Consider the following 21124-nt stretch of genomic DNA (forward strand, 5'->3'; position numbering starts at 1 on the left):
AGAGATGTTGTATGAAAATGGAAGCGACCCCACGACCTACAAATTCCATATTTTTGGGACAAAAAATGCAAATAATTTCATTCAAGTAACCGCAAATCGATGGACGCAAGATTATTGTCGTAGTATTTTTACGATGGATTGGAAAAAAGCGGCGTTTGGTTTAGGTAAAAGCAATGTTTTAAAAGCACTCCCGCAACCTCCAAAATCCCTCTTGCAAATGCAACAAATCGCAGAAATTTTGGCATATCCATTTGATTATGTGCGCATTGATTTATATGAGGCAGATTCTGCGGAGGGCAAAAGGGCGATTGCTGGCGAACTTACTTTCACGCCAATGTGTGGCACGGATAAATTTTACCCTGCGAAATATGATGAGATTTTAGGTGCTGCGTGGAGGGCAAAATGAAAAATATCGCAAAAAAATTATATGATTTGAAATGTGCCTCTGGCACGCACTCGCCAAGCATCGCCACTATTAAAAAGGAAATCCCGCAACTTCAAATAAAAATCGATGCTTGTTTTTTATCAAATCCATACGCCACGGAATTATTTTTGGATTATCTCAAAAAAGATTTGCTAGATTCTGCGAAATTGCGCTATGTGCTTGAATTCTACCCATCGCAAAATGCCATCATCGCTCAAAAATTAGAAAATATTTCAGATATCTCACATCAAAATATTTTCATCTCAAATGGCGCAATCGAAGCAATACAGGCGGTTTTACATAATTTTGTAAAAGGGAAAATCATCATAAATATTCCTACTTTTTCATCATATTATGAGTTTTGCAAAGATAAAGTGGAGGTGATTTTTTACCCCTTGCAAAAAGATAATGATTATCAACTTTCGCCAAAAAACTACATTGATTTTGTGAAAAAAGTGCGTCCGCAAAGTATCGTGCTAATCAATCCAAACAACCCAAATGGCGGTTTTGTGGGCGTTGAAATGGAAGAGATTCTGCGAAGTTTGAGTTTTGTGGAAAATATCATTATTGATGAGAGTTTTTTGCATTTTGCTTTTGATGATGAGAGATTATCGCCCATTTCTTATGCTTGGTTTTTCAAAAAATTTCCAAATGTGATTTTAATCAAATCAATGTCAAAAGATTTTGGTGTCGCTGGAATCCGCGCAGGATACGCCATAATGCAAAAAGAAAAAGTCGAAATGTTACTAAAAAATGGATATTTGTGGAATATAAGCGGACTTGGAGAATATTTTTTTAGTGTGTATGAAAGAGCGGATTTTAGGGAAAAATACGAGATTATTCGCAAAAAATACATCAAAGAAACGCAAGATTTTTTTGCAAAATTATCGCAAATCAAAGGATTAAAAGTCTATCCATCAAAGGCAAATTTTGCTTTGGTGGAACTCACAAACGCAATGAAATCGCAGGATTTTGTCAATGCAATGCTTCTAAATTACGGCATTTACACAAGAAATTGCAATGATAAGATTGGATTAGAAGGCGAATTCATCCGCCTTTCATCTCGCACAAAAGATGAAAACAACGCGATTTTAGCGGGACTAAAAGATTTATTTGGAGGGGGAAATGAAAATTTTGGCGATTTTTGATTTTTGCGAGACTTTGGTCCCATTTCAAAGTGTGCCTCCATTTTTAAACATAATAAAATCGCAGAATCAACACTACAAAGGGCGATTTCGCGCATTTCGTAGGCGATTTTTTAGTAGGATTTATAGGCGAGTGCCACTAAAAATTTTTGATTATAAAAATGCGCAGTTTGAAGAGTTGCGCGGATTTAGCGAGGAAATCGCGCAGAATCTCGCCAAAGATTACGCAAAATATCTTTTGACGCACACAAATAAAAAGGTTATCGATAGATTGCAGTGGCATAAAGCGCAAAATCACTGCATAGCAATTGTTTCTGGTGGATTAGAGATTTACATAAAATATTTTGCAGAATTTTTTGAGATACAAAATATCATAGCACTCGAATTAGAAGCGCAAAATGGCGTTTTGAGTGGCGACATCAAAGGCATTCACACAATGCATCATCGCAAACTTTACAAACTCGCCAAAATGCTTGATTTAAGCGAATTTGACTTGCAGAAAAGTTTTGTTTATAGCGATTGCCCGAGTGATATTCCGCTATTTTCACTGGTGGGAAATAGAGTTGCAATAGAGTGCGGAAAAGATATGAAATGGGCGGAAATCCTAAAATATGAAATTCTTTAAATCGCAGAATCTAGTGCAGAATCTCCGCTAGATTCTGCGATTTTGCAAAATCTAATCGCTAAAATCTACGATTATCATACCCGCGAATTTTTCTTTTGTGGATTTTTCTTTTTTCGCAGAATCTCCCCCAAAATTCCCACTAGATTCTGCGCTTTTCGCACGAGTCACAGAATCTAAATTCGCAGAATCTCCCGCATTTTCCTCAAAATCCCCGCTAGATTCTGCGTTTTTATAAAACTCCACGCGAAACTTCGTATTTGCCCTATCTATCGCAAATTTACCCATCAAATCGCGCCTTTTTATTTCGATATCCACTTCGCTCCCATTGCCATTAAATCCAATCACATTCACGCGGTAGGGGAGATTTTTCACAATAAAACTATTTTTTACCTTCACCACAGAGCCGATTTTTGCCTCCACCTCCGCGCCATCAATCACAAATTTCGCACTCTCCAAACTCTCATCAAAGTCGATAAAAAACGGATTTAGCACCACCACGCCACGATTGCCATTTTTTATGCGAAATCTCGCGCCATCTTTGAATAACCACAAAATCGGCGTGTTACTCTTAAACGCCACATCGCCCTTTGGGAGCGGGAAAAAATTAAGTTGCGCTTTTAGATTATGCAGTGGCAAAAACACCCGCCCTGCAATCAAAATATCCATATTTTTATCGTTGATTTTAGCGCGAATATTTGGCAAATTTAGCTCAAAATCCCGCTCAAACTCAATGCCAAAATTTCGCATCATCCCCTCAATCGCTAATAAATGATAATACACGCGCTTATCAAGCGAAAGTGCCTTGCTTGCTTCACTTGCAAATGCCATTTTGTGATTTTGCGTGGCAAAATAAGTGAGACTTTTTATCTGCTCATCATCGCCCTGCGCGGTGTTTGTGTTGCGAATGCGGTAGCGGTGCAGCTCGGCGAGAAGATTGTCATTTATGTGATTTATCATCTGCGTAATATTTTGATTCAAATCGCCCTGCGAAAAAAGCGTCTCTTGGTCGATTATCGAGCAGTTGCCCCAGCGATTTTGATTTAGCAAGGGGCTGATATAGCTCTCGCGGTAAAATCCGCTCCCATCGTGCAGGTGCAGAATGCTCCCCACTTGCGGATTTAAAATCAACGCCTTTATCTTTTGAATCGCCCTAAACTCCGGGTCGCTAGGATTTAGGTGGGCAAACTTGCGATTCATATCGCCATAAATCCCGCGATTGTTTTTCAAAATGCTGTGCTGATTGAGATTTGGAGCAACCCAAAGATTGCCCTTTGTGATTTTATAATGCTTTATTAAAATCGAAGTGGCGTTAAATGCGCCCGGCTCATCGCCTTGAATGCCTGATAAAATAAGCAAAGCGGGGGTTTGCGTAGAATCTAAATTGCGATTCGCTGAATCTTTTGCGTTTTTCGCAGAATCTTGCGCAGAATCTTGCGGGTTTTGATTCGCTGAATCTTTTGGATTTTTCGCAGAATCTTTTGCTGAATCTGAGTTTAGATTCGCAAAATCTATCGCAAAATCATCATTAGATTCTGCCAAAACTAGCGCACCACTCGCAAAATCTAATTTGTATAAATCAAAATCAATCACCCTTGCATTTAGCGCAACACAAAGCACACAAAGCAAAATCAACGCAAAAATTCTCAAAAAAATTACCGCCAAAATTTAGATTTAAAAAAGCGAAATTATAGCAGATTCTGCGAAATTTGAAATGCGAAATTTGCAATTTTTATCGTGGAATAAAATTTGCTTAAATCGCTTTATGCGGAGGATTTTAGGATGAATGATGATTTTTTAAACACGCTTAAAAAGCATATCGATAGCGGCGCGATTGTGCCAAATGAAATGTCAAAAACGCAAATTCACAATTTTGGAGAGAGTATGAAAGGGATAAATGAATTTATCGGCGCGGTGCAGGTGCTTAACATAAATTTGGCAAAGGTGAAAAATCTAAGCGAAAAAATCGAGTGGATTGACGAAATGCTAAAAAGTGAGAAAAATGACAGCACAACCGCAATGCTAAAAATGCAGAAAAGCACGCACATTGCGAACCTAAAATATGTCGTGGATGGGACGAAATTCATCGGTGTGGCGTTGTTTGGGACGCAACTATCTTGCGTGGTGAATGGCAGGGAATTTGCGCTGTGCGTGGAAAATCCGCTAAATCACAACGCGCCACTTGCCTATTGCGCGCAAAAGTTAGATGAGATAAATGCGCTAACTCTCGCGCTAAATCAGCGACTAAACAGCGATGATTTGGGGGCAGATTCTGCGCTCTCACAGCAATTTTCACAAACAATGCCACAAAATCTATTTGCAAAATAGGGGAGATTCTGCGAGATTTTAACGCGAGATTCTGCGGATTTTAGGGCGATTTTTGAGTAAATCGCAGAATCTGCGATTGATTTTGGGCGAGATTCTGCGAGATTTGTATTTTTTGCAGAATCTGCGATTGATTTTGGGCGAGATTCTGCGAAATTATTACGCCGTCATTGCGAGGAAGTGCGTGGCACTGACGAAGCAATCCACAAAATAAAGCGAGTCGCCCCCACTTCGTCATTGCGAGGCGGTTTGAGCGAAGCGAAAACAACGAAGCAATCCACTAATGCGAATCGTGAATCAAGGGCGAATCGCTTACTTTTGGCGAATCTAAATGCAAATAATTTATTGATTTACCTTTGAGTCATTGATTTAATATTTGTTTAGATTCTCTTGATTTGGATTGCCACGACTTGCTTCGCAAGTCTCGCAATGACGAATCTGGTGGATTCAATTTTACAATGTTATGCTAATCTATATTTTAAATTCGTTGGATTTGGATACTTCGCGCTGTCGCGCTCAGTATGACGGCGTTTTTTGTTTTTTAAGATTCAAGCGAATCTAAGCGCGGAAGTATCGTGAGGGGATTTCGTGGGTTGTGCCGAAAAATTCGAGCGAAAATAGGACATAAAGTCCATTGAGCGAGAATTTTTCAAACTCCCGCGAAAGCCACCACGAGACAATCGCGCTTTATTTATTTTCGTCCTTCAATGTCGATTGTAAGACTCACTTCCTCGCCCAACGCTGCGCTTGGTGTGCCTTTTGCTATGCCAAAATCCTTGCGATTGATTTTGCCACTCAAACTAAGCCCGATGACTTCTTGTCCTGTGCGCTCATCTTTGGTAACGCCAAAAACTTCTACATTTAGGCTAACTTGCTTTGTAACGCCTTTGATTGTCAGCTCAAATGTCCCGCTGTCGCCCTTCATTTTCACTAGCTTCAAAGTCGCTTTTGGGAATTTTTTCGCGCCAAAATAGTCATCATCTAGCAAATGCTCATCGCGGTTTTTATTATTTGTGTTGATAGAATTTATATCAACTTCGCCACTTAGCGCGGTTAGTTTGCCATTTTCCGCGCTCACTTTGCCATCAAATGTGCCAAAACTGCCCTTTACATTGCTGACTGCCAAATGCTTGATTTTAAACTCCACTTGCGAATGCGATTTGTCTAGCGCGTAATCCGCCGCGCTCAACGCCACGCAAAATACACTTACCAACGCCAAAACTAATGCTTTTTTCATTTTTCTGTCCTTTTTTGTTGAAATTAAAGCGAAAATCTTACCTATCAATTATCAAAATTTGGTTAAGAATCCAAAATCTACTTCAAAAAATCCAACTGACATTCATCATCAAATTCGCGCAAAAGTAGCTCTTTTACGCTAACTCGCGGATTTTTGCCCTCCAAAATCTCATAGACTTGACAAGCAATCGGCGTGTAAATATTGTGCTTTTTGGCAAGATTCATCACCGCCCTTGTGCTAAAAACGCCCTCCGCCACTTCACCTAGCGAATCCAAAATATTATTTAGTGGCAAATCCTTTGCCAAAGCGTTTCCCACACGATAATTGCGCGATAAAATCGAATTTGTCGTTAAAAACAAATCCCCAGCCCCGCTTAATCCCAAAAATGTGCTCTCTCTCGCACCAAAAAACTCCCCAAATCGCGCCATTTCAACCAGCCCACGCGCGATAAGCGAAGCCTTTGCGTTATTGCCAAGCTGCAAACCATCGCAAATCCCCGCCGCAATGGCGATGATATTTTTATACGCCCCAGCCACTTCGCCACCGATGACATCATCATTCATATAGACTTTGATAAAGTTTGGAAAAATCTTCGCACAATCCGCAATCTGCGCCTTTGTGTGAATGGTAAGCGCACAGGGCATTCCCTCCAGCACTTCACTTGCAAAGCTAGGTCCCATAAGATAGCCGACTTTTTCGTGCTTTGCGCCATTGTTCGCGCAAACTTCATCAAAAACATCGCTCATAAATGCGCCACTCTCTACTTCGATGCCTTTTGATGCGATTAGCACGATAGATTCGGGCAAAAAGCGCATTTTATCAAGCATTGTCCGCATTGCTTCACTTTTTATGGCGATGATGATATATTTGCATTTTAGGGCGGATTTTAGGCTAATTTGCGTAACTTTATGCGTGGCGATGGCATTTAAAAATTTTAACTTGCGCCGTGAGACAATGCCGACATTGTTTTTTTGGCTAAACGCATAAGAGAGTGCGCGTCCCCAATTTCCCCCGCCGATGACTGCGACTTGAATTTCATTGATATTTGAATCGCCCATTTTGCGCCCTTTTTAGCAAATCTACATTTTGGTTTTGGCGGTTATACCCATCAAACCTAAGCCCGTTGTGATGGAGAGTGAGACGACTTTTAGGATATTGCAAATCACGCCTTCATTTGGGCTACCGATAATTTTAAAAGAGTTGTAGCAAAAATGCAACTTTGAAGCCAGATTTTTAAGGTATTCGGGGAGTTTTTGCATTGCCCTTTCATCAAATGCGACTTCTAAGATTCGTGGCAACAATAGCGCGAAAAATAGCAAATCAACCCATTCGCGCTCCAAATTTGCAAAGTCAAAATCGCTTGATTCGCTTAAATCTTTTGCAGATTCGCTTGAATCGCTCGAATCTCTTTTGCCTAAAAGCGTGTGAATCCGCGCATTTGCGTAGTTTATGTAAAAAATGGGATTGCTTGAATCTTGCGCTTTTAGGCTTGTGATGTCAAACTCTAAATGCGTATCGGCGCGTTTGGTGAGAAATACAAAGCGCAGTGCGTCAATGCCGATTTCATCGATAATCTCGCTCATTAGGATAAAAGTCCCCGCTCGTTTGCTCATTTTGTAAGGTGCGCCGTCTTGTAAAAGGCTTACCATTTGGGATAAAAGCACTTCAAGTTTTGATGAATCATATCCCAAAAATGCCACGCTCGCTTTGATTCGCGCGATGTAGCCGTGATGGTCTGCGCCCCAAATGTTTATGTATCTATCAAAATCGCGCGAAAATTTGTCATTGTGATAGACTATATCTCCCGCAAGATAGGTTGGTTCGCCACTTTCGCGCACAATCACTCTATCTTTTTCATCGCCATATTGCGTGGATTTTAGCCAGATTTTGCCACCCTCTTCGTATAATGCGCCGTTTGATTTTAGCTGTGTTAGTGTCGAATCTAGCTTTGGCATTAGCGATTTTTCGCTCACAAAATTATCAAAGCTAATGTTTGCGGATTGCAAATTTGCTTTGATTAAATCTAGCATTTGATTCACGCAAAAATCGCGCAAATCTTGGGTTTTGGTAAGATTTTGCGCCCCAAAATGTTTTTTCGCAGAATCTGCCAAATCCACAATATACGCACCTTTATAGAGATTTTGCGTAGATTCTGCGTCCAGATTCTGCGAATCTAATGGCACATTTAGCGCGTTCAATACAGAATTTACCAAATTTTCGATTTGGCTTCCCGCGTCATTTATGTAATATTCAGTGATGATTTTATGCCCTAAAAAGCGTCCGATTCGCGCAAGTGTGTCGCCCCAAATCGCGCCCCTTGCGTGTCCTATGTGAAGTGGTCCTGTGGGGTTTGCGCTGACAAATTCTAATAAAATGCGTTGCGATTCGCTTGAATCGCTTGGATTCACGCTTATTTTGTTTGAATTTGATTCACCACGCAAATCGCCTTTTTTTAAAACCACACGCGAAAATTCCGCCAAAAATTCATCGCTCAAAAATAGATTCACATAGCCATTTACCGCTTCCACTTTGCTAAAATTGCGACTAAATTCGGGCAGATTCTGCAATTTTTGCGCTAAATCTTTGGCGATTTCATTTGGCGATTTTTTCAACGATTTTGCCAAGCTAAAAGCCAAAGGCGTGGTAAAATGCCCTAAATTTGAATCCTTTGGCACATTTAAGATAATTTCCGCAGAATCTCCCGCAAACTCCGCAAACGCAGAATCTAAAACAGACTTTATTTGCTTTTGCATTTACGCTTTTTGCTCATCGTTTTTTGGCGCGTTTTGCTCGTCTTTTGAAATCGTTTTTATATCGCTCTCATCGTCTTTTACGGCGTTTTTAAAGTTTTTTATCCCTGCGCCCAAACCTTTTGCAAGTTCGGGGATTTTTTTGCCCCCAAAAAGTAGCAAAATCACCACCAAAATAACCACTACATTCCAAAAACTCGGTGCCATTTTTTCCCCCTTAAATTTTAAAATTTCGCATTATAACATTTTTTAATGCAAATATTTCTTGGCAGATTCTGCGAATTGTTGATAAACTCGCTCAAAGTCGATGCCATAGCTTCGCACACCCGCGATTGCGGTGATGAAATTTGTATCGCCACTCCATCTAGGCAAAAGGTGCAAATGAAGGTGCGCAGGAATGCCTGCCCCACCACTTTTTTTGATATTCATACCCATATTTATGCCACTTGCGCCGTAATCATAAAGGATTTGCATCGAATCTTGTGCGCTCTTAAAGAGATTTAGCCAAATGTCGCTCGGCAATTTTTCAGGCGAATCCTCGTGCGTGTGCGGGACGATTAGAATATGCCCGGGGGTGTATGGGAACTTATTCATAACGATGAAAAGCTCATCATTGCGATAAATGACTTTGTTTGCGCTGTCATTTTTTGGACTTTGCGAAATGCCACAAAACACGCAGTCACCTTGCTTTTCACTTGGCTTTTCGCTGAAATATGCCTCTCTCCACGGCGCGTATAAAATATCCATTGCGTCAATCCTTTTTATAAAAATATTAAGATTTTAGCAAAAATTATGCAGATTCTGCGATTTTTAGCGCAGAATCTAGCGCATTTTCGCAGAATCTAATCATTTTCGCAGAATCTCGCAAATCACGGCATTCTCGCAGAATCTCATCGCAGAATCTCGCAAAATCTCAAATATAATTTGGCGCATCATTTGCAAACAATATCAAATCCCCGCTGTGCGTGAAAGACGCCAAAATATTTTGCAAATCCGACTTATCTTTCAAAATCACCTTTTGTGCGTGAGTGATATTTCGCGCCAAAAGCGCGGAGTTCAAATCGCCCGTGATTATGGCGATATCAAAGATTTTATCAATCAAAAGCGCAAGGTGCGTGTTATTCTCCACGCTACTCTCCACAAGTCCGGGCGTGACGATTATCTTTTTCCCGCCTGTGTGCTTTGCGCTAATGCGGATTGCCTCTTTCATCCCTAGCAAATTTCCATTAAAACTATCATCCAAAATTATCTTACCATTTGCCTCTATTTTTTCCAAGCGGTGCGGGATGAAATGCAGATTTTCCACTATTTTTATAATCTCTTCCATCTCCACGCCCAAATCCCTTGCAATCATCACTGCCACCGAAATATTTGTGATATTAAAGCGACCTAAAATTTTTGTCTCAAAATTCGCAGAATCTGCCCCAAAATCTAGCGTAAATTTTGTCCCGCTAAGCGAAGATTCTGCGTTTTGCACTTCACAGGGGAAGGGCGTGATTTTGGCGGGTGTTTGCGGAGTGCCAAAGTTAAAATTATCTTTGAAAAAATACAAATGCGTCAAATTTGGCGATTGAACTAACTCATATTTCGTGGCGCGGGTATTTTCGATACTTTTGAAATACTCCAAATGCGCCTCGCCCACCTCGCCAATAACGGCGATTTGATGATTTAAAAAATGCGCGATTTTGGCAATATCGCCCCGTTTTCGCGCACCTGCCTCAACGATATAAATTTCCGTCCCCTCGCTTAAATTATCGTTGATATCTGCGATAATGCCATCGATTGTATTCACACTGCGGGGCGTTGCGTAGGTTTTATATTTTTTGCAAAGAAGTTCGTTTATGAAATTTTTCATACTTGTTTTGCCAAAAGATGCGGTGATTGCGATGATTTTGAGATTTGGCATTGCGGAGAGTTTCTCTTTTGCCAAACTTCTATATTGAAGCATTATCACAAATTCGCTAATTTTTGAGACGAGTAACGCCACCCCAAGCGTCACAAAGCACGAGAAATAAGGCATTTCAAAGATTAAATCAAGTGCGATTTCAATACCTAAAAATATCACACAAGTGGCAAAAAATCGCCTAACGCGATTAGTCCAAACTAATTTCTTATCTAACTTCGCAAACCACGCACTTAACGCGATTAAATGCACCACCAAATAAAAGCAAAAATATTTCCCCATCACAAAAAACATCGCACTTGGGAAAATCACATAAAACAAATGCCATTGATACTTCGTGTGCTTGGTTAAAATGCGCCAAATGCTGTAATTAAACCATTGCAGACTTTGGATTAGATAAAATCCAAGTGAAAGCATAAAAATAAAATTTGTCACTTGTGTCGTAACGGAATGCTCCACAAATGGCGCGAGTTTCGCCAAAAATGCTTCAAAAAAATCTATTGAAAAATTCATCTTAAAATCCTATCATTTGTAATGTCCTCAATCTGCGCTAAATTCGCAGAATCTAAAAAGAAAAAATGATTGCCCTCTAACGCAAAAAACGCAGAATCTGCAATGAGTTTGTGCGTTTGCTCCCCCACGCAAAGTGGCAAGGCGTCATCATCTTTGCCCCAAAAAATCAGCGTTTTTGACTTTAAATGCGAAAAAATCTCGCTAAAATCCTCACGCACGACAATCTTAAAAGTCTCATACATATTTTTTGGCAAATCTTTTGCGTCCTGTGAGACTAAAAACCGCGCATTTATGCCAAAAAATCTCGCAATTTTAGCGCATTTTATTTTTAATTTCACTTTTAGATTCTGCGATTTTTGTAATCCCGCGGAACTCAAAAGCACCAAATTTGGCGGGTTTAAAAGCGTTGCGACTTTCCCGCCAAAACTATGCGCAAAAATAATTTTTGGAATAATGTTAAGCGAAGTTAAAAAAATCCGCAGAATCTCCGCATACTTCGCAGAATCTAATATGAATTCATTCTCACTTCCGCCAAATCCGGGCAAATCGACATAAAGATGATTTATGCTTTTAAACCTCGCGCCAAACGCGCCTTCCATCAGTTCCTTATTCGCGCCCCATCCGTGCAAAAATAGCGCGAAATCCTCGCTTTTATTATCGATGATTTTATAACTGATTGCGAATTTTTGAGAGTTAAAAATAATGCTTCGCTTTGCCAAATATGTCCTTTTTTGCGTGAAATTTGCGTAAAAATCAAGAGTCAATAAAAGTGCAATTGTAGCATTTTTTGCTAAAATTGCGGTTTTTAAAAATGGAGGTAAAAAATGAAAGTGAAAAATGAAAGCGAAAATGGGGGTGAAAAATGATTAGAAAAATCGCTAGATTCTGCGTTTTATGTGTGTTAGTTTGTGGCGTGATTTGGGGCGAAACTCCGAGCAAAACGCAAAACAAAACACACAGCAAAACGCCAAAAGATACAATCATCATCGCCGTAGAAAATCAAAGCGAGCGGTTAAATCCGCTTTTTAGCGAAGACCACGATGAGTCCTTGCTACTAATCTTTTCTGGTTTGATTAGATTTGATGAAAATATGCGCGCACAGGGCGATTTGGCAAAATTTTGGGAGATTAGCAAAGATGGGCGAATCTATGACTTTTACTTGCGCGAAGGCGTGAAATGGCACGATGGAGCGAAGTTTAGCGCAAAAGATGTCGCATTTACGCTACAATCGCTACTAGATTCTGCGCTAAATTCGCCACTTAAAGCAAACTTTGAGATGATAGACAAAGTCCAAATCATAAATGATTTTCATATCAAAATCACGCTAAAATCGCCCTTTGCGCCGTTTTTAGACGCAATGAGCGTTGGGATAATCCCATTTCATCTTTTGCAAAATGAAAATCTAAACACCACAAAATTCAATCAAAATCCCATAGGCACGGGCGCATTTAAGTTTCAGCATTGGCAAAAAGGGCAGTATATCGCATTGAGTGCGAATGAAAACTATCATTTAGGCGCGGTGCGGACGCCAAAACTCATCATTCGGCACATTAGCGATTTGAATATGAGTGCCATTGAGCTGAAAAATGGTAGCGTTGATGTCTCGCTTGTGGGGTTTGAGATGGCAAAAAGCTTTAAAAATGATGCGCGTTTTAGGATAATAGTGCAAAAATCCGCCGATTATCGCGCTTTATCGTATAATTTTAATAATCCTATTTTGGCGGATTTGGCGGTTAGAAATGCGCTAAATTATGCGGTGGATAGGGAGATGATAGCGCAAAAATTGCTCCATTCGCTTGGCACGCCCGCTTATCACCCTTTGCAAAACTCGTGGGTAAATCCCGCGAACTTCGCAAAATACGAGTATAATCCCAAAAAAGCGGAGCAGATTCTACAAAATGGCGGGTGGGCGAAAAATAAAAAAGGCATTTTTGAGAAAAACGGCGTGGAGCTGGCGTTTGAAATGTATGCGATGAGTAATGACCCCTTGCGCGTGGCGTTAGTCAAACTACTATCCGCCGAATTTGCCAAAATAGGCATCAAAACAAAAATCCACGCAAAACACGCAGGTAGTTTTGATTACACGAAAATCGATAGTTTTTTGGTGGGGTGGGGAAGTCCTTTTGACCCTGATTTGCATACTTATCGTGTGTTTGAAAGTTCGCAAAAAAGCGTGTGGAATTTTGGTGGATATAACAACAAAGGCGTTGATATCGCGCTAAAAAATGCGAGAAATACGCAAGATTCTGCGATTCGCAAAAAATATTATGCGGATTTTATAAGCGCGATTCAAGGCGATTCGCCGTTTTTATTTTTGGTGTATTTGGATTTTCCGCTTGTTTTTGCAAGTAATATTAAGGGGATAAAACCGCACATTTTAGGGCATCACGGCGTGGGATTCGCGTGGAATGCGTGGCAGTGGAGCAAAGAGTAGTGTGATTATCTTAAAGCGCGTTTTATCCCTTGTCATCTTGCTTTTTGCGGTGAGTTATATGTGCTTTGCGATGGTGCATTTTAGCAAGGGGAGCGTAGTTTATGCCAAAAGTCCGCAAGGTGTGAGTGATTTAATAAAGGCACAGATTGAATCAAATCTCAATTTAGACAAACCGCTAAATACGCAATATTTTGCGTGGGTTAAGCGCGTGGTGCAGGGCGATTTGTCGCATTCGCTAATTAGTGGCGAGAGTGTTAGTGTGATTATCGCTGAGCGATTGGGGGAGACTCTCATACTTGGGGGCGTTTCGCTAGTTTTGATTTTTATTTTAAGTTTGCTTTTGGCGTTGGTTAGTGTGCGATTTAGGGGGCGATTCATCGATAAAATCATAAATTTTATTTCGATTAGTTTTTTTGCGATGCCGTCATTTGCGATTTGTTTGCTTTTGATTTTGTTTTTTAGCGTGTATTTGGGGGTTTTGCCAAGTTCGGGGAGTGCGGATATTGGATTTGAAGGCGATTTGCTAAATCGCGCAACGCATCTTATTTTGCCTGTAAGTGCGCTTGTTTTGGCGCATTTGGGCGTTTTTACGCGGATTTTTAGGACAATTTTGCTTGATTGCTTAAATCAAAGTTTCGTAGAATCTGCTCGTGCAAGGGGATTAAGCGAGTGGCAAATCTACTTTCATTTGGTGCTAAAAAGTGCGTTTGCCCCGATGATTGCGTATTTTTGCGCGAATTGCGTGGCATTTTTGATGAATATTTATGTAGTTGAGAGCGTGTTTGTTTGCGGCGGGATTGGGAGTTTGGCGATTAGGGGGATTATTTTTAAGGATTATCCTGTGGTTTTGGCGGTGGTGCTTTTGAGCGTGGTTGCCGTAGTTGTGCTAAATACGATTGCCGAGCTAATCGCAAATGCGCTAGATAGGCGAAATGCTTATGTATAAAGTCGCATTTTTGCTTACTCCGCTTGTGTTTTGCGTGATTATGGCGATTTTTGCGCAAGATTCTGCGAGTGATTTGGCATATTCAAATCTCCCGCCGAGTTTCGCGCATATTTTTGGGACGGATTTGCTTGGGAGGGATTTATTTACAAAAATCGCAAATGCCCTTCGAATCTCGCTAATTGTTGGATTTGGCGCATCGCTTCTCTCCATTTTTTTTGCGATTATTTTTGTAATTTTTGCGAGAATTATATTTTATGAATTTTTTATGCGAGTTTTGGACGGACTTTTGGCACTGCCTAGCTTACTAATGGTGGCGTTTTTTCAAAGTTTGTTTGGCGGGGGATTATTTGCGATGATTGTTGTCATTGCGCTTGGGCACTTCGCATTTATCGCAAAGGTGGTGGATTCTGCGATTGCAAATCTTATAAAAAGCGAATTTTACCTTTGCGCTATTTCGCTTGGCGCATCGAAATTTCGCGCATTTTGCAAGGATTTATTGCCCTTGTGTGTGAATCTAATCGCCGTGCTTTTTATTGTAAATATCGCTCATTCTATCGCGCACGAAGCGGTTTTGAGCTTTTTTGGATTTGGGGTGGGATTGGAGTGTGAGAGTTTAGGTGTGCTTTTAAGCGAAGGGGCGGTGGCGATTTTTAGCGGTGCGTGGTGGTTAGTCGCCTATCCTAGCGCATTTTTGCTACTTTTAATCTTGCCACTTTTGGCACTATCGCAGAATCTGCAAGATGATTTGGGAGTGAAAATTGATTAGCGTGAAAAATCTTTGCGTGTTTTTAGACGAGCGAAGTTTGCTAAAAAATATTTCATTTGAGCTAGGCGAAAATCGCGCGCTTGGCGTTCTTGGCAAAAGTGGCGCGGGTAAAACTCTGCTTTTAAAATCGCTAATTGCGCTGTGTGATTCGCGCTTAAAAATTTGCGCGGAGCGTTTGCAAATCGCAAATGATTCACCGCTAAATCATCGCAATTTGCGGAGTTTGCGAAAAAAGGTTGGATTTATTTTTCAAGATGCAAGGGGCAGTTTTCACCCGCTACTAAATATTGGCGAGATTTTTGAAATGCACTTAAAAGAAAATGCCAGATTCGAGCAAAATTTGTGTGATAGAAATTTGCGTGATAGAAGTTTGCGTGGCAAAAATATGCGTGATAAAAAAGAGCGAAAAAATGTCGCATTTGCGTGGTTTAGGCGACTAAATCTAAATGATTGCGAGTTGCTTTGGCATTCATTCGCTCATCAATTAAGCGCGGGGATTGCGATGCGAGTGCAAATCGCTTTGGCACTAAGCTTGGGGGCTGAGATTTTGCTGTGTGATGAAATCACAAGTGCGCTAGATTCGGCGAATGTGAGAAATATCGCGGAGATTTTTAAGGCGTTAAAGGGCGAAAAAACGCTTATTTTGGTTTCGCACGATGTAGAGTTCGTGGAGTTTTTAAGCGATGAAATTTTGGTGCTTGAAAATGGCGCGGTGGCTGAAAATAGCGGTGTGGCGGACTTTTTTAGCACACCAAAAAGTGAGTATGGCAAAGAGATTTTACAACTCTATAAAGGCAAGTAATGCTTCTAAAAGTGCGCAATTTAGGCAAATCTTACCAATTCAGGCGGCACTTGTATTTAAAAAGTGAGAAGCGAAGCATTTTTGAAAATGTAAATTTTGAGTTAGAATGTGGCAAAAATCTTATAATTTGTGGCGAGAGTGGCAGCGGCAAAAGCACGCTTGCTAAAATCATCGCAATGCTTGAATCGCCAAGCTATGGCGAAGTTTTCTTTGAAGAAAATAGCATTTTGGGATTAAATTTTGAATCACAAAGAAAATTACGACAGAAAATTTCTTATGTTTTTCAAGAGCAAAAACTCGCCTTAAATCCGCAAAGAAAAATCAAAGATTTGCTTTGCGTGTGCGAAAATTTTGGCTTTGCGAGTGATTTTAAAAAGGCAGATGAGATGTTTGGCGCATTTGAGCTAGATACCGCGATAATGGAGCGCAAGGCACGCGAGATTAGCACCGGACAAGCGCAAAGAGTGGGGCTTATCCGCTCAATGCTCTTAAATCCAAAAGTGCTGATTTTAGATGAGCTCACCGCCCCGCTTGATTTGAGTATCGCTAAAAAGATTCTGCGATTTTTAGCGCGGTGGCAAGGGCAAAATGCGATAAGTTATATTTTCATCACGCACACACCGCAACTTTTTGGCGAATTTGACGGAGAAATGCTTGTGATGGGAGATTGATATAATTGATTTATAAAATGCTATAATGCGCTTTGAGGTTGCCTTAGAGAGACGCAACCTCCCTAAGGTAGCCTTAATCCACACAAAAGGAGGTTAAGGCTATGAAAAGCAAGATTTCACCGAAAATCTTGGTAGCAATTATACTGATATTTTTTATATTAGTCAATGTTTGCTACTAAGATAAGCCGAGCCACTAGATTCCAAGCGACTAGTGGCAGTCTTGCTTGCCTCTCTAGCTTGGGATTATTTCCCCTTTTGTGCTTGGATTTTGGAGATGTATTGATATTTTATTTTGATTTTTTGTGATTGTGGTAAATTTTGGGCGAGATTCTGCACCACAGCGTTAAAATCATCAAATAAATAATGCGCCATTGAGCCGGGGATGGGATTTATCTCATTTAGATAAATTTCATTTTGTAGCATAAAAAAATCACAGCGAATTATCGCCCCCTCAAAGCAATTTTCATAAATCGCCTTAAAATTTTCCTTAATTTTCTCCGCCATTTCCGCACTCAAATCCGCCTCTTTTTTCTTTGCACCATCGCCTTGAAAATCCAAGTATTTGTCCTCAAATGCGAACAATTCATCCTTTTTGACTTCCTCAATTATGGAGAACACAAACTCGCCATTTATCTTACACCCCGCCAAGTTAAACTCCCTAATATGCGGGAAAAACGCCTCAATTATCACGCGACTATCAAACTCAAAGGCAGAATCTAGCGCGTAAGAGAAATCATCCATCGTTTTTGCCACTGCAATGCCTATCGAACTCCCCAAATGCGCGGGTTTGACAATGCAAGGGAAAGTCGCAGAATCTGCCCCATTTTTATTAGATTCTGCGCTGAATTTTGCGCTAGATTCTGCGTTTTTTGCAGAATCTGCCTCCGTCTTGTCATTGCGAGGCAAATTTTGATTTGCCGAAGCAATCCACGAATCTGTTTTATGGATATTTGCTTCGCTTTGTTCGCAAATTTTGTGGATTGCCACACTCGCTTCGCTCGTTCGCAATGACGGACAATTCGCAGATTCTGCGATTTTTGCTAGATTTTGCGATTTCGCATTAGATTCTGCGTTTTTCGCAGAATCTGCCAAAGTTTTATTAGATTCTGCGATTTTATACTCCAAAACCTTCACGCCAAGCGATTTTGCGTAAAGTTTTGTGAGTTCCTTGCTGAAACTTATCGCACTTGCTTCGATTCGCGGACCGATAAATGGGATTTCATAAAAGTCCAAAATCCCTGCAATCTGCCCATCCTCGCCACTTTTCCCGTGTATGAGATTTACCACCACCCCACGCAGAATCTCGCTTTTAAACAGCGATTTTTTCGCAAATCCGCCCTTTGTGAAACTTAACCTTGCGTCATTTTTATACGCGCCACTGCTAAAATGCGTTGATTTCATCGCATTTTGCGGGATTAGAAACGCTTCATTCTCCGCATCGATAAACACAAAATGCGAAATATTTCGCAACTCTTTTTTTAGCGTAATCGCGCTCACCACGCTTATCTCGTGCTCAAAACTCGCCCCGCCAAATAAGATTATAAAATTCATCTCTCTCCCCCTACTCTTTTGTAAAGTGCGATTATTTCATCTATCATTTTTTCTAGCGTGAAGCACTGCAAATACCGCCTCTGCGCACCTTCGCTAAATTTTTTATAATCGCTCATAATTCGCAAAACCGCATCCGCAATCGCCCTCCCATCGCCAAGCGGGACGACTACGCCACTCTCTCCGTCCTTATTCACCCACGGGACGCCACTGCCTTTGATATTTGTCGAAATTACGGGCATTTTGCAACTCATCGCTTCGATTTGCACCACGCCAAATGCCTCGCTGCGGTTGATTGAGGGCAGAACAAAAATGCTATTTGTGTTGTAATGATAGATTCTGCACCGATTGTCAATCTCGCCTAAAAGCGTGATTTGCTTCTCTAAATCTAACTCTTTTATCAAACCCTCCAAACTCTCTTTTCTATCCCCGCCACCTGCGATAAATAAATGAAATTCAGGCAAAAACTTCATCGCTTCAATCAAATATTCAAACCCCTTGTAATGCACCATCCGCCCAAGCGCAAAAATGCTCTTTTTCTCAAAACTCGCATTTTCGTCATAAATATCGCTTCTAAACGATGAGTGCGTGCCAATGGGGATTGCGACAACTTTATGTGAAAATCTCTGCAAAAGTGGCGAATACTCGATATATTTGGGACTTGTGGCGATGATTTTATCCGCTCTTTTTAGCAGGGCATTTTGCAAGGGCGCATAAAGTTTTAGCAAAATTTTTTGACGCACAATGTCGCTGTGCCAATGGATTATGACTTTTTTGCCTTTGTGATTTGCCAAAAATAGCGCGAGATTTGCCATCGGGTCAGGCAAATGCAGGTGAATAATGTCGTAATTTGCGATGATTTTGCGGAGTTTGAAAATCATTTGTGGTGCGATGGCAGTGGAGGCAATCTTACCAAAACTCGCACAGCGCATAATTTTCGCCCCACAATGCAGAATCTGCTCGCTGTATTTTGGTTTTGAGTTACTGCAAAGCACATCGCAGGTGATTTTTCGATTATTTAGCGAGATTGTAATATCGCTCATAATCGTCTCAATCCCGCCAATATCAGGCGGAAAAAACTTCCCTAATTGTAAAACTCTCAAATCGCCCCTTTATCTCGCGCAATCTTGCAAAATCCGCAGAATCTGCGGATACTCCGCCAAAACTTCGCGCATTTGCCTATCATTTCCGCCATTCATATTGTGCTGCCAAAGTGCTGGATTATTCGCAGAATTCGTAAATGCCGCTCCATCGCCCATTAGTGGCGGACTTACACAAGCAATCTTCGTGCCTTTTAGTATCGCCATCGCCCACAACCAAATATCATCCGCCTTTGGAGCGAGGTTCATAAACTTTTTTTCATCGCAAACATCGCAATGAAGCGAGTTTGGCGGATAAAAAACGCCTCCGCAACCCTCCAAAAATATATCAAATCGTGGGCGATTTTGCCACTTTTTATTGCGTTTGCGAATGATTTTCCACTCAAAAAAATCTTGTATTTTTGTCGCAGAAAACGGCACAATGCGCGATTTGTGCGCCCAAATCGCACTTTTATCGCTCAAATGTGCGCGCCAAAGCGTCTTAAAAGTGTTTTTATCATAATAAATATCATCATCGATTGTGATAATATTTTCATTTGGAAATGCCCGTAAAATCGGGATAATCTTATTATATTGCGCTAGATTCTTTGCAACCCACATAATTTCTAATCCATATTTTTGAAATTCTAACACCTCTTGCGGGATTTTGGCGTTTGCCTCCGCAAACTCCGCCTTGCTTAAAACCAAAATCACTTTTTTTGCCGCGAGATTCTGCGAAAATATAGAATGCAAAGCGTATTTTAAAATCCCAATTCGCGCAGGAAAAGTCGTAAGAGAGGCGATAAAATCGCCCTTTGGCGTGTCATTTTTTAAAGGCATCTTAAAAAGCATTTCTAACTCCGCAGAATCTAACTCATAATCACGCGAAAAAAATCGCAGAATCTTCGCCTTCAATCTCGTTTTCCCAAGCACTGCGTGGAAAATCGCCTTTAAGATAATTTTTATTTTCAACTTTACGCCACTCAATTTTACAACCTTTTTTTGCCAAATGATAGCACATAAATCGCCAATTTTACCGCAATCTGCCACCTTGCGACAAATCTAAAACTTTGCAAACTATATTTTATGTATGGCGCAGAATCTCCCACACTTTGGGGCAAAAATCGCTTTGAGTAGCAAATAAAATAATCCATCAAATTTTGCAAATTTTTTAGTGCTTTGCCAAAATAAATATTCCCCGCTAACTCCGTATCCTGCGCTAAAATCGGCAAATTATCGCGCAAAAATTCCCTATTTTCCACCTGCTTTAAAATCGCGCTATTTTCATCGCTTTTTAAAAGCGAGAGGGGATTTTGCGTGTAAAAATATAAGGCAGATTCTGCGCTAATGCTCTTTTTTGCAAGCGCGCAAAGCACCAAAAACAGCGCAGAATCTTCACTCGCAACCAAATGGCGATTTATAAAATTTAGTTTGCCAAACGCACGGCACACGAGATTTGCGCTGTATAACTTCCCACACGCAATCAAAAATCCGCACTTAAAATCCTTCACAAAAATCTGCCCCAAAATTTCGTCATTTTCTAGCATCTGCGTTTGCAACTTTGGAAGCGAAGCAAATTTTGGCGAAGGCACAAGCGAAATGCCAAAATGCACCATATCCGCGCTATTTTCACGCGCTTTTTTATACGCAGAATCTAGCGCATTTTCACTCAAAAAATCATCCGCATCCAAAAATGTAATAAACTCGCCCCTTGCCTTTAATGCGCCACTTTTCCGCGCTAAAAATGTGCCAAGATTGCGCGAATGCGAGATAATCTTTATCCGTGCGTCATTTTTGGCGAAGTTTTGGGCGATTTGTAGCGTAGCGTCCTTGCTTTTATCATCCACCAAAATGATTTCAATCTCGCGTAGATTTTGCGAAATGCAGGATTTTAGGCAGGTGTGTAGGTGCTTTTGGGCGTTAAATGCGGGGATTATGACTGATACTTTTGGCAAATGC

At 40.7% G+C, this 21124-nt stretch carries 23 protein-coding genes; 11 read left to right on the forward strand and 12 right to left on the reverse strand.

Annotated features, from left to right (window positions below; all coding sequences use genetic code 11):
• The 3 genes from ACWIUD_RS00005 to ACWIUD_RS00015 all read left to right on the forward strand — a co-directional run.
• On the forward strand, positions 1–406 hold a 406-nt coding region (locus tag ACWIUD_RS00005; RefSeq protein WP_454145466.1), incomplete at its 5' end, for an ATP-grasp fold amidoligase family protein.
• Positions 403–1572, forward strand: a complete 1170-nt coding sequence (locus ACWIUD_RS00010) for an aminotransferase class I/II-fold pyridoxal phosphate-dependent enzyme (RefSeq protein WP_454145468.1) — start codon at positions 403–405, stop codon at positions 1570–1572. The genes ACWIUD_RS00005 and ACWIUD_RS00010, both read left to right, overlap by 4 nt.
• On the forward strand, positions 1550–2194 hold the full coding sequence (locus ACWIUD_RS00015; RefSeq protein WP_454145470.1) for an HAD-IB family hydrolase: 645 nt from the start codon (positions 1550–1552) through the stop codon (positions 2192–2194). The genes ACWIUD_RS00010 and ACWIUD_RS00015 overlap by 23 nt, the downstream gene beginning before the upstream one ends.
• A gap of 51 nt (positions 2195–2245) precedes the next feature.
• Here ACWIUD_RS00015 and ACWIUD_RS00020 read toward each other — a convergent pair whose 3' ends face one another.
• Positions 2246–3841, reverse strand: coding sequence for a M99 family carboxypeptidase catalytic domain-containing protein (locus ACWIUD_RS00020; RefSeq protein WP_454145472.1), 1596 nt, complete (start codon positions 3839–3841; stop codon positions 2246–2248).
• Positions 3842–3940: 99 nt separating this feature from the next.
• On the opposite strand from ACWIUD_RS00020, the gene ACWIUD_RS00025 reads away from it, so the two are divergent.
• From ACWIUD_RS00025 to ACWIUD_RS00035, 3 genes are read left to right on the forward strand one after another with little or no spacing between them, the layout of a single operon-like run.
• The gene (locus tag ACWIUD_RS00025) at positions 3941–4519 is read left to right on the forward strand and encodes a flagellar FLiS export co-chaperone (protein WP_454136658.1); all 579 of its coding nucleotides are present in this window, start codon (positions 3941–3943) and stop codon (positions 4517–4519) included.
• Between the two features lie 52 nt (positions 4520–4571).
• A complete protein-coding gene (locus ACWIUD_RS00030) occupies positions 4572–4730 on the forward strand; it encodes a hypothetical protein (RefSeq protein WP_454145474.1) in 159 nt (52 codons plus the stop codon).
• Positions 4697–4876: a hypothetical protein gene (locus ACWIUD_RS00035; RefSeq protein ID WP_454145476.1), complete on the forward strand. Its 180-nt coding sequence runs from the start codon at positions 4697–4699 to the stop codon at positions 4874–4876. Before ACWIUD_RS00030 ends, ACWIUD_RS00035 begins: the two co-directional genes overlap by 34 nt.
• Positions 4877–5207: 331 nt before the next feature.
• Here the strand turns inward: ACWIUD_RS00035 and ACWIUD_RS00040 are convergent, their stop codons facing one another.
• From ACWIUD_RS00040 to ACWIUD_RS00070, 7 genes are all read right to left on the reverse strand, one after another.
• Positions 5208–5753, reverse strand: coding sequence for a YceI family protein (locus ACWIUD_RS00040; RefSeq protein ID WP_454145478.1), 546 nt, complete (start codon positions 5751–5753; stop codon positions 5208–5210).
• Positions 5754–5830: 77 nt separating this feature from the next.
• Complete coding sequence (locus ACWIUD_RS00045; RefSeq protein WP_454146338.1) at positions 5831–6787, reverse strand: NAD(P)H-dependent glycerol-3-phosphate dehydrogenase; 957 nt, start codon at positions 6785–6787, stop codon at positions 5831–5833.
• A 45-nt stretch (positions 6788–6832) separates the two neighbouring features.
• A complete protein-coding gene (argS, locus tag ACWIUD_RS00050; protein ID WP_454145480.1) occupies positions 6833–8506 on the reverse strand; it encodes an arginine--tRNA ligase in 1674 nt (557 codons plus the stop codon).
• Positions 8507–8710, reverse strand: coding sequence for a twin-arginine translocase TatA/TatE family subunit (tatA, locus tag ACWIUD_RS00055; RefSeq protein WP_454145482.1), 204 nt, complete (start codon positions 8708–8710; stop codon positions 8507–8509). It lies immediately after the preceding gene.
• Between the two features lie 42 nt (positions 8711–8752).
• Entirely contained in the window at positions 8753–9250 is a 498-nt protein-coding gene (locus ACWIUD_RS00060) for an HIT family protein (protein WP_454145484.1), read from the reverse strand.
• A gap of 166 nt (positions 9251–9416) precedes the next feature.
• On the reverse strand, positions 9417–10919 hold the full coding sequence (locus ACWIUD_RS00065; RefSeq protein WP_454145486.1) for a Mur ligase family protein: 1503 nt from the start codon (positions 10917–10919) through the stop codon (positions 9417–9419).
• Complete coding sequence (locus ACWIUD_RS00070) at positions 10916–11638, reverse strand: alpha/beta fold hydrolase (protein ID WP_454145488.1); 723 nt, start codon at positions 11636–11638, stop codon at positions 10916–10918. Before ACWIUD_RS00070 ends, ACWIUD_RS00065 begins: the two co-directional genes overlap by 4 nt.
• Positions 11639–11781: 143 nt before the next feature.
• Here ACWIUD_RS00070 and ACWIUD_RS00075 point away from each other — a divergent pair, with 143 nt between their 5' ends.
• The 5 genes from ACWIUD_RS00075 to ACWIUD_RS00095 are packed head-to-tail and all read left to right on the forward strand — an operon-like array spanning position 11782 to position 16538.
• Positions 11782–13353: an ABC transporter substrate-binding protein gene (locus ACWIUD_RS00075; RefSeq protein ID WP_454145490.1), complete on the forward strand. Its 1572-nt coding sequence runs from the start codon at positions 11782–11784 to the stop codon at positions 13351–13353.
• Complete coding sequence (locus tag ACWIUD_RS00080) at positions 13328–14299, forward strand: ABC transporter permease (protein WP_454145492.1); 972 nt, start codon at positions 13328–13330, stop codon at positions 14297–14299. Before ACWIUD_RS00075 ends, ACWIUD_RS00080 begins: the two co-directional genes overlap by 26 nt.
• On the forward strand, positions 14292–15065 hold the full coding sequence (locus ACWIUD_RS00085) for an ABC transporter permease (RefSeq protein WP_454145494.1): 774 nt from the start codon (positions 14292–14294) through the stop codon (positions 15063–15065). Before ACWIUD_RS00080 ends, ACWIUD_RS00085 begins: the two co-directional genes overlap by 8 nt.
• A 1-nt stretch (position 15066) precedes the next feature.
• A complete protein-coding gene (locus ACWIUD_RS00090) occupies positions 15067–15867 on the forward strand; it encodes an ATP-binding cassette domain-containing protein (protein ID WP_454146340.1) in 801 nt (266 codons plus the stop codon).
• A 50-nt stretch (positions 15868–15917) separates the two neighbouring features.
• Positions 15918–16538, forward strand: coding sequence for an ATP-binding cassette domain-containing protein (locus ACWIUD_RS00095; RefSeq protein WP_454145496.1), 621 nt, complete (start codon positions 15918–15920; stop codon positions 16536–16538).
• A gap of 243 nt (positions 16539–16781) precedes the next feature.
• Here ACWIUD_RS00095 and ACWIUD_RS00100 read toward each other — a convergent pair whose 3' ends face one another.
• Genes ACWIUD_RS00100 through ACWIUD_RS00115 form a run of 4 tightly spaced genes read right to left on the reverse strand, consistent with a single transcriptional unit; the run spans position 16782 to position 21120 of the window.
• Positions 16782–18089, reverse strand: coding sequence for a hypothetical protein (locus tag ACWIUD_RS00100; protein WP_454145498.1), 1308 nt, complete (start codon positions 18087–18089; stop codon positions 16782–16784).
• Positions 18086–19189, reverse strand: coding sequence for a glycosyltransferase (locus ACWIUD_RS00105; protein WP_454145500.1), 1104 nt, complete (start codon positions 19187–19189; stop codon positions 18086–18088). The genes ACWIUD_RS00100 and ACWIUD_RS00105 overlap by 4 nt, the downstream gene beginning before the upstream one ends.
• A gap of 9 nt (positions 19190–19198) precedes the next feature.
• Complete coding sequence (locus tag ACWIUD_RS00110) at positions 19199–20152, reverse strand: hypothetical protein (RefSeq protein ID WP_454145502.1); 954 nt, start codon at positions 20150–20152, stop codon at positions 19199–19201.
• A 2-nt stretch (positions 20153–20154) separates the two neighbouring features.
• Positions 20155–21120, reverse strand: coding sequence for a glycosyltransferase family 2 protein (locus ACWIUD_RS00115; RefSeq protein ID WP_454145504.1), 966 nt, complete (start codon positions 21118–21120; stop codon positions 20155–20157).
• Positions 21121–21124: the final 4 nt, after the last annotated feature.

The organism is Helicobacter sp. 23-1044 (assembly GCF_053654695.1).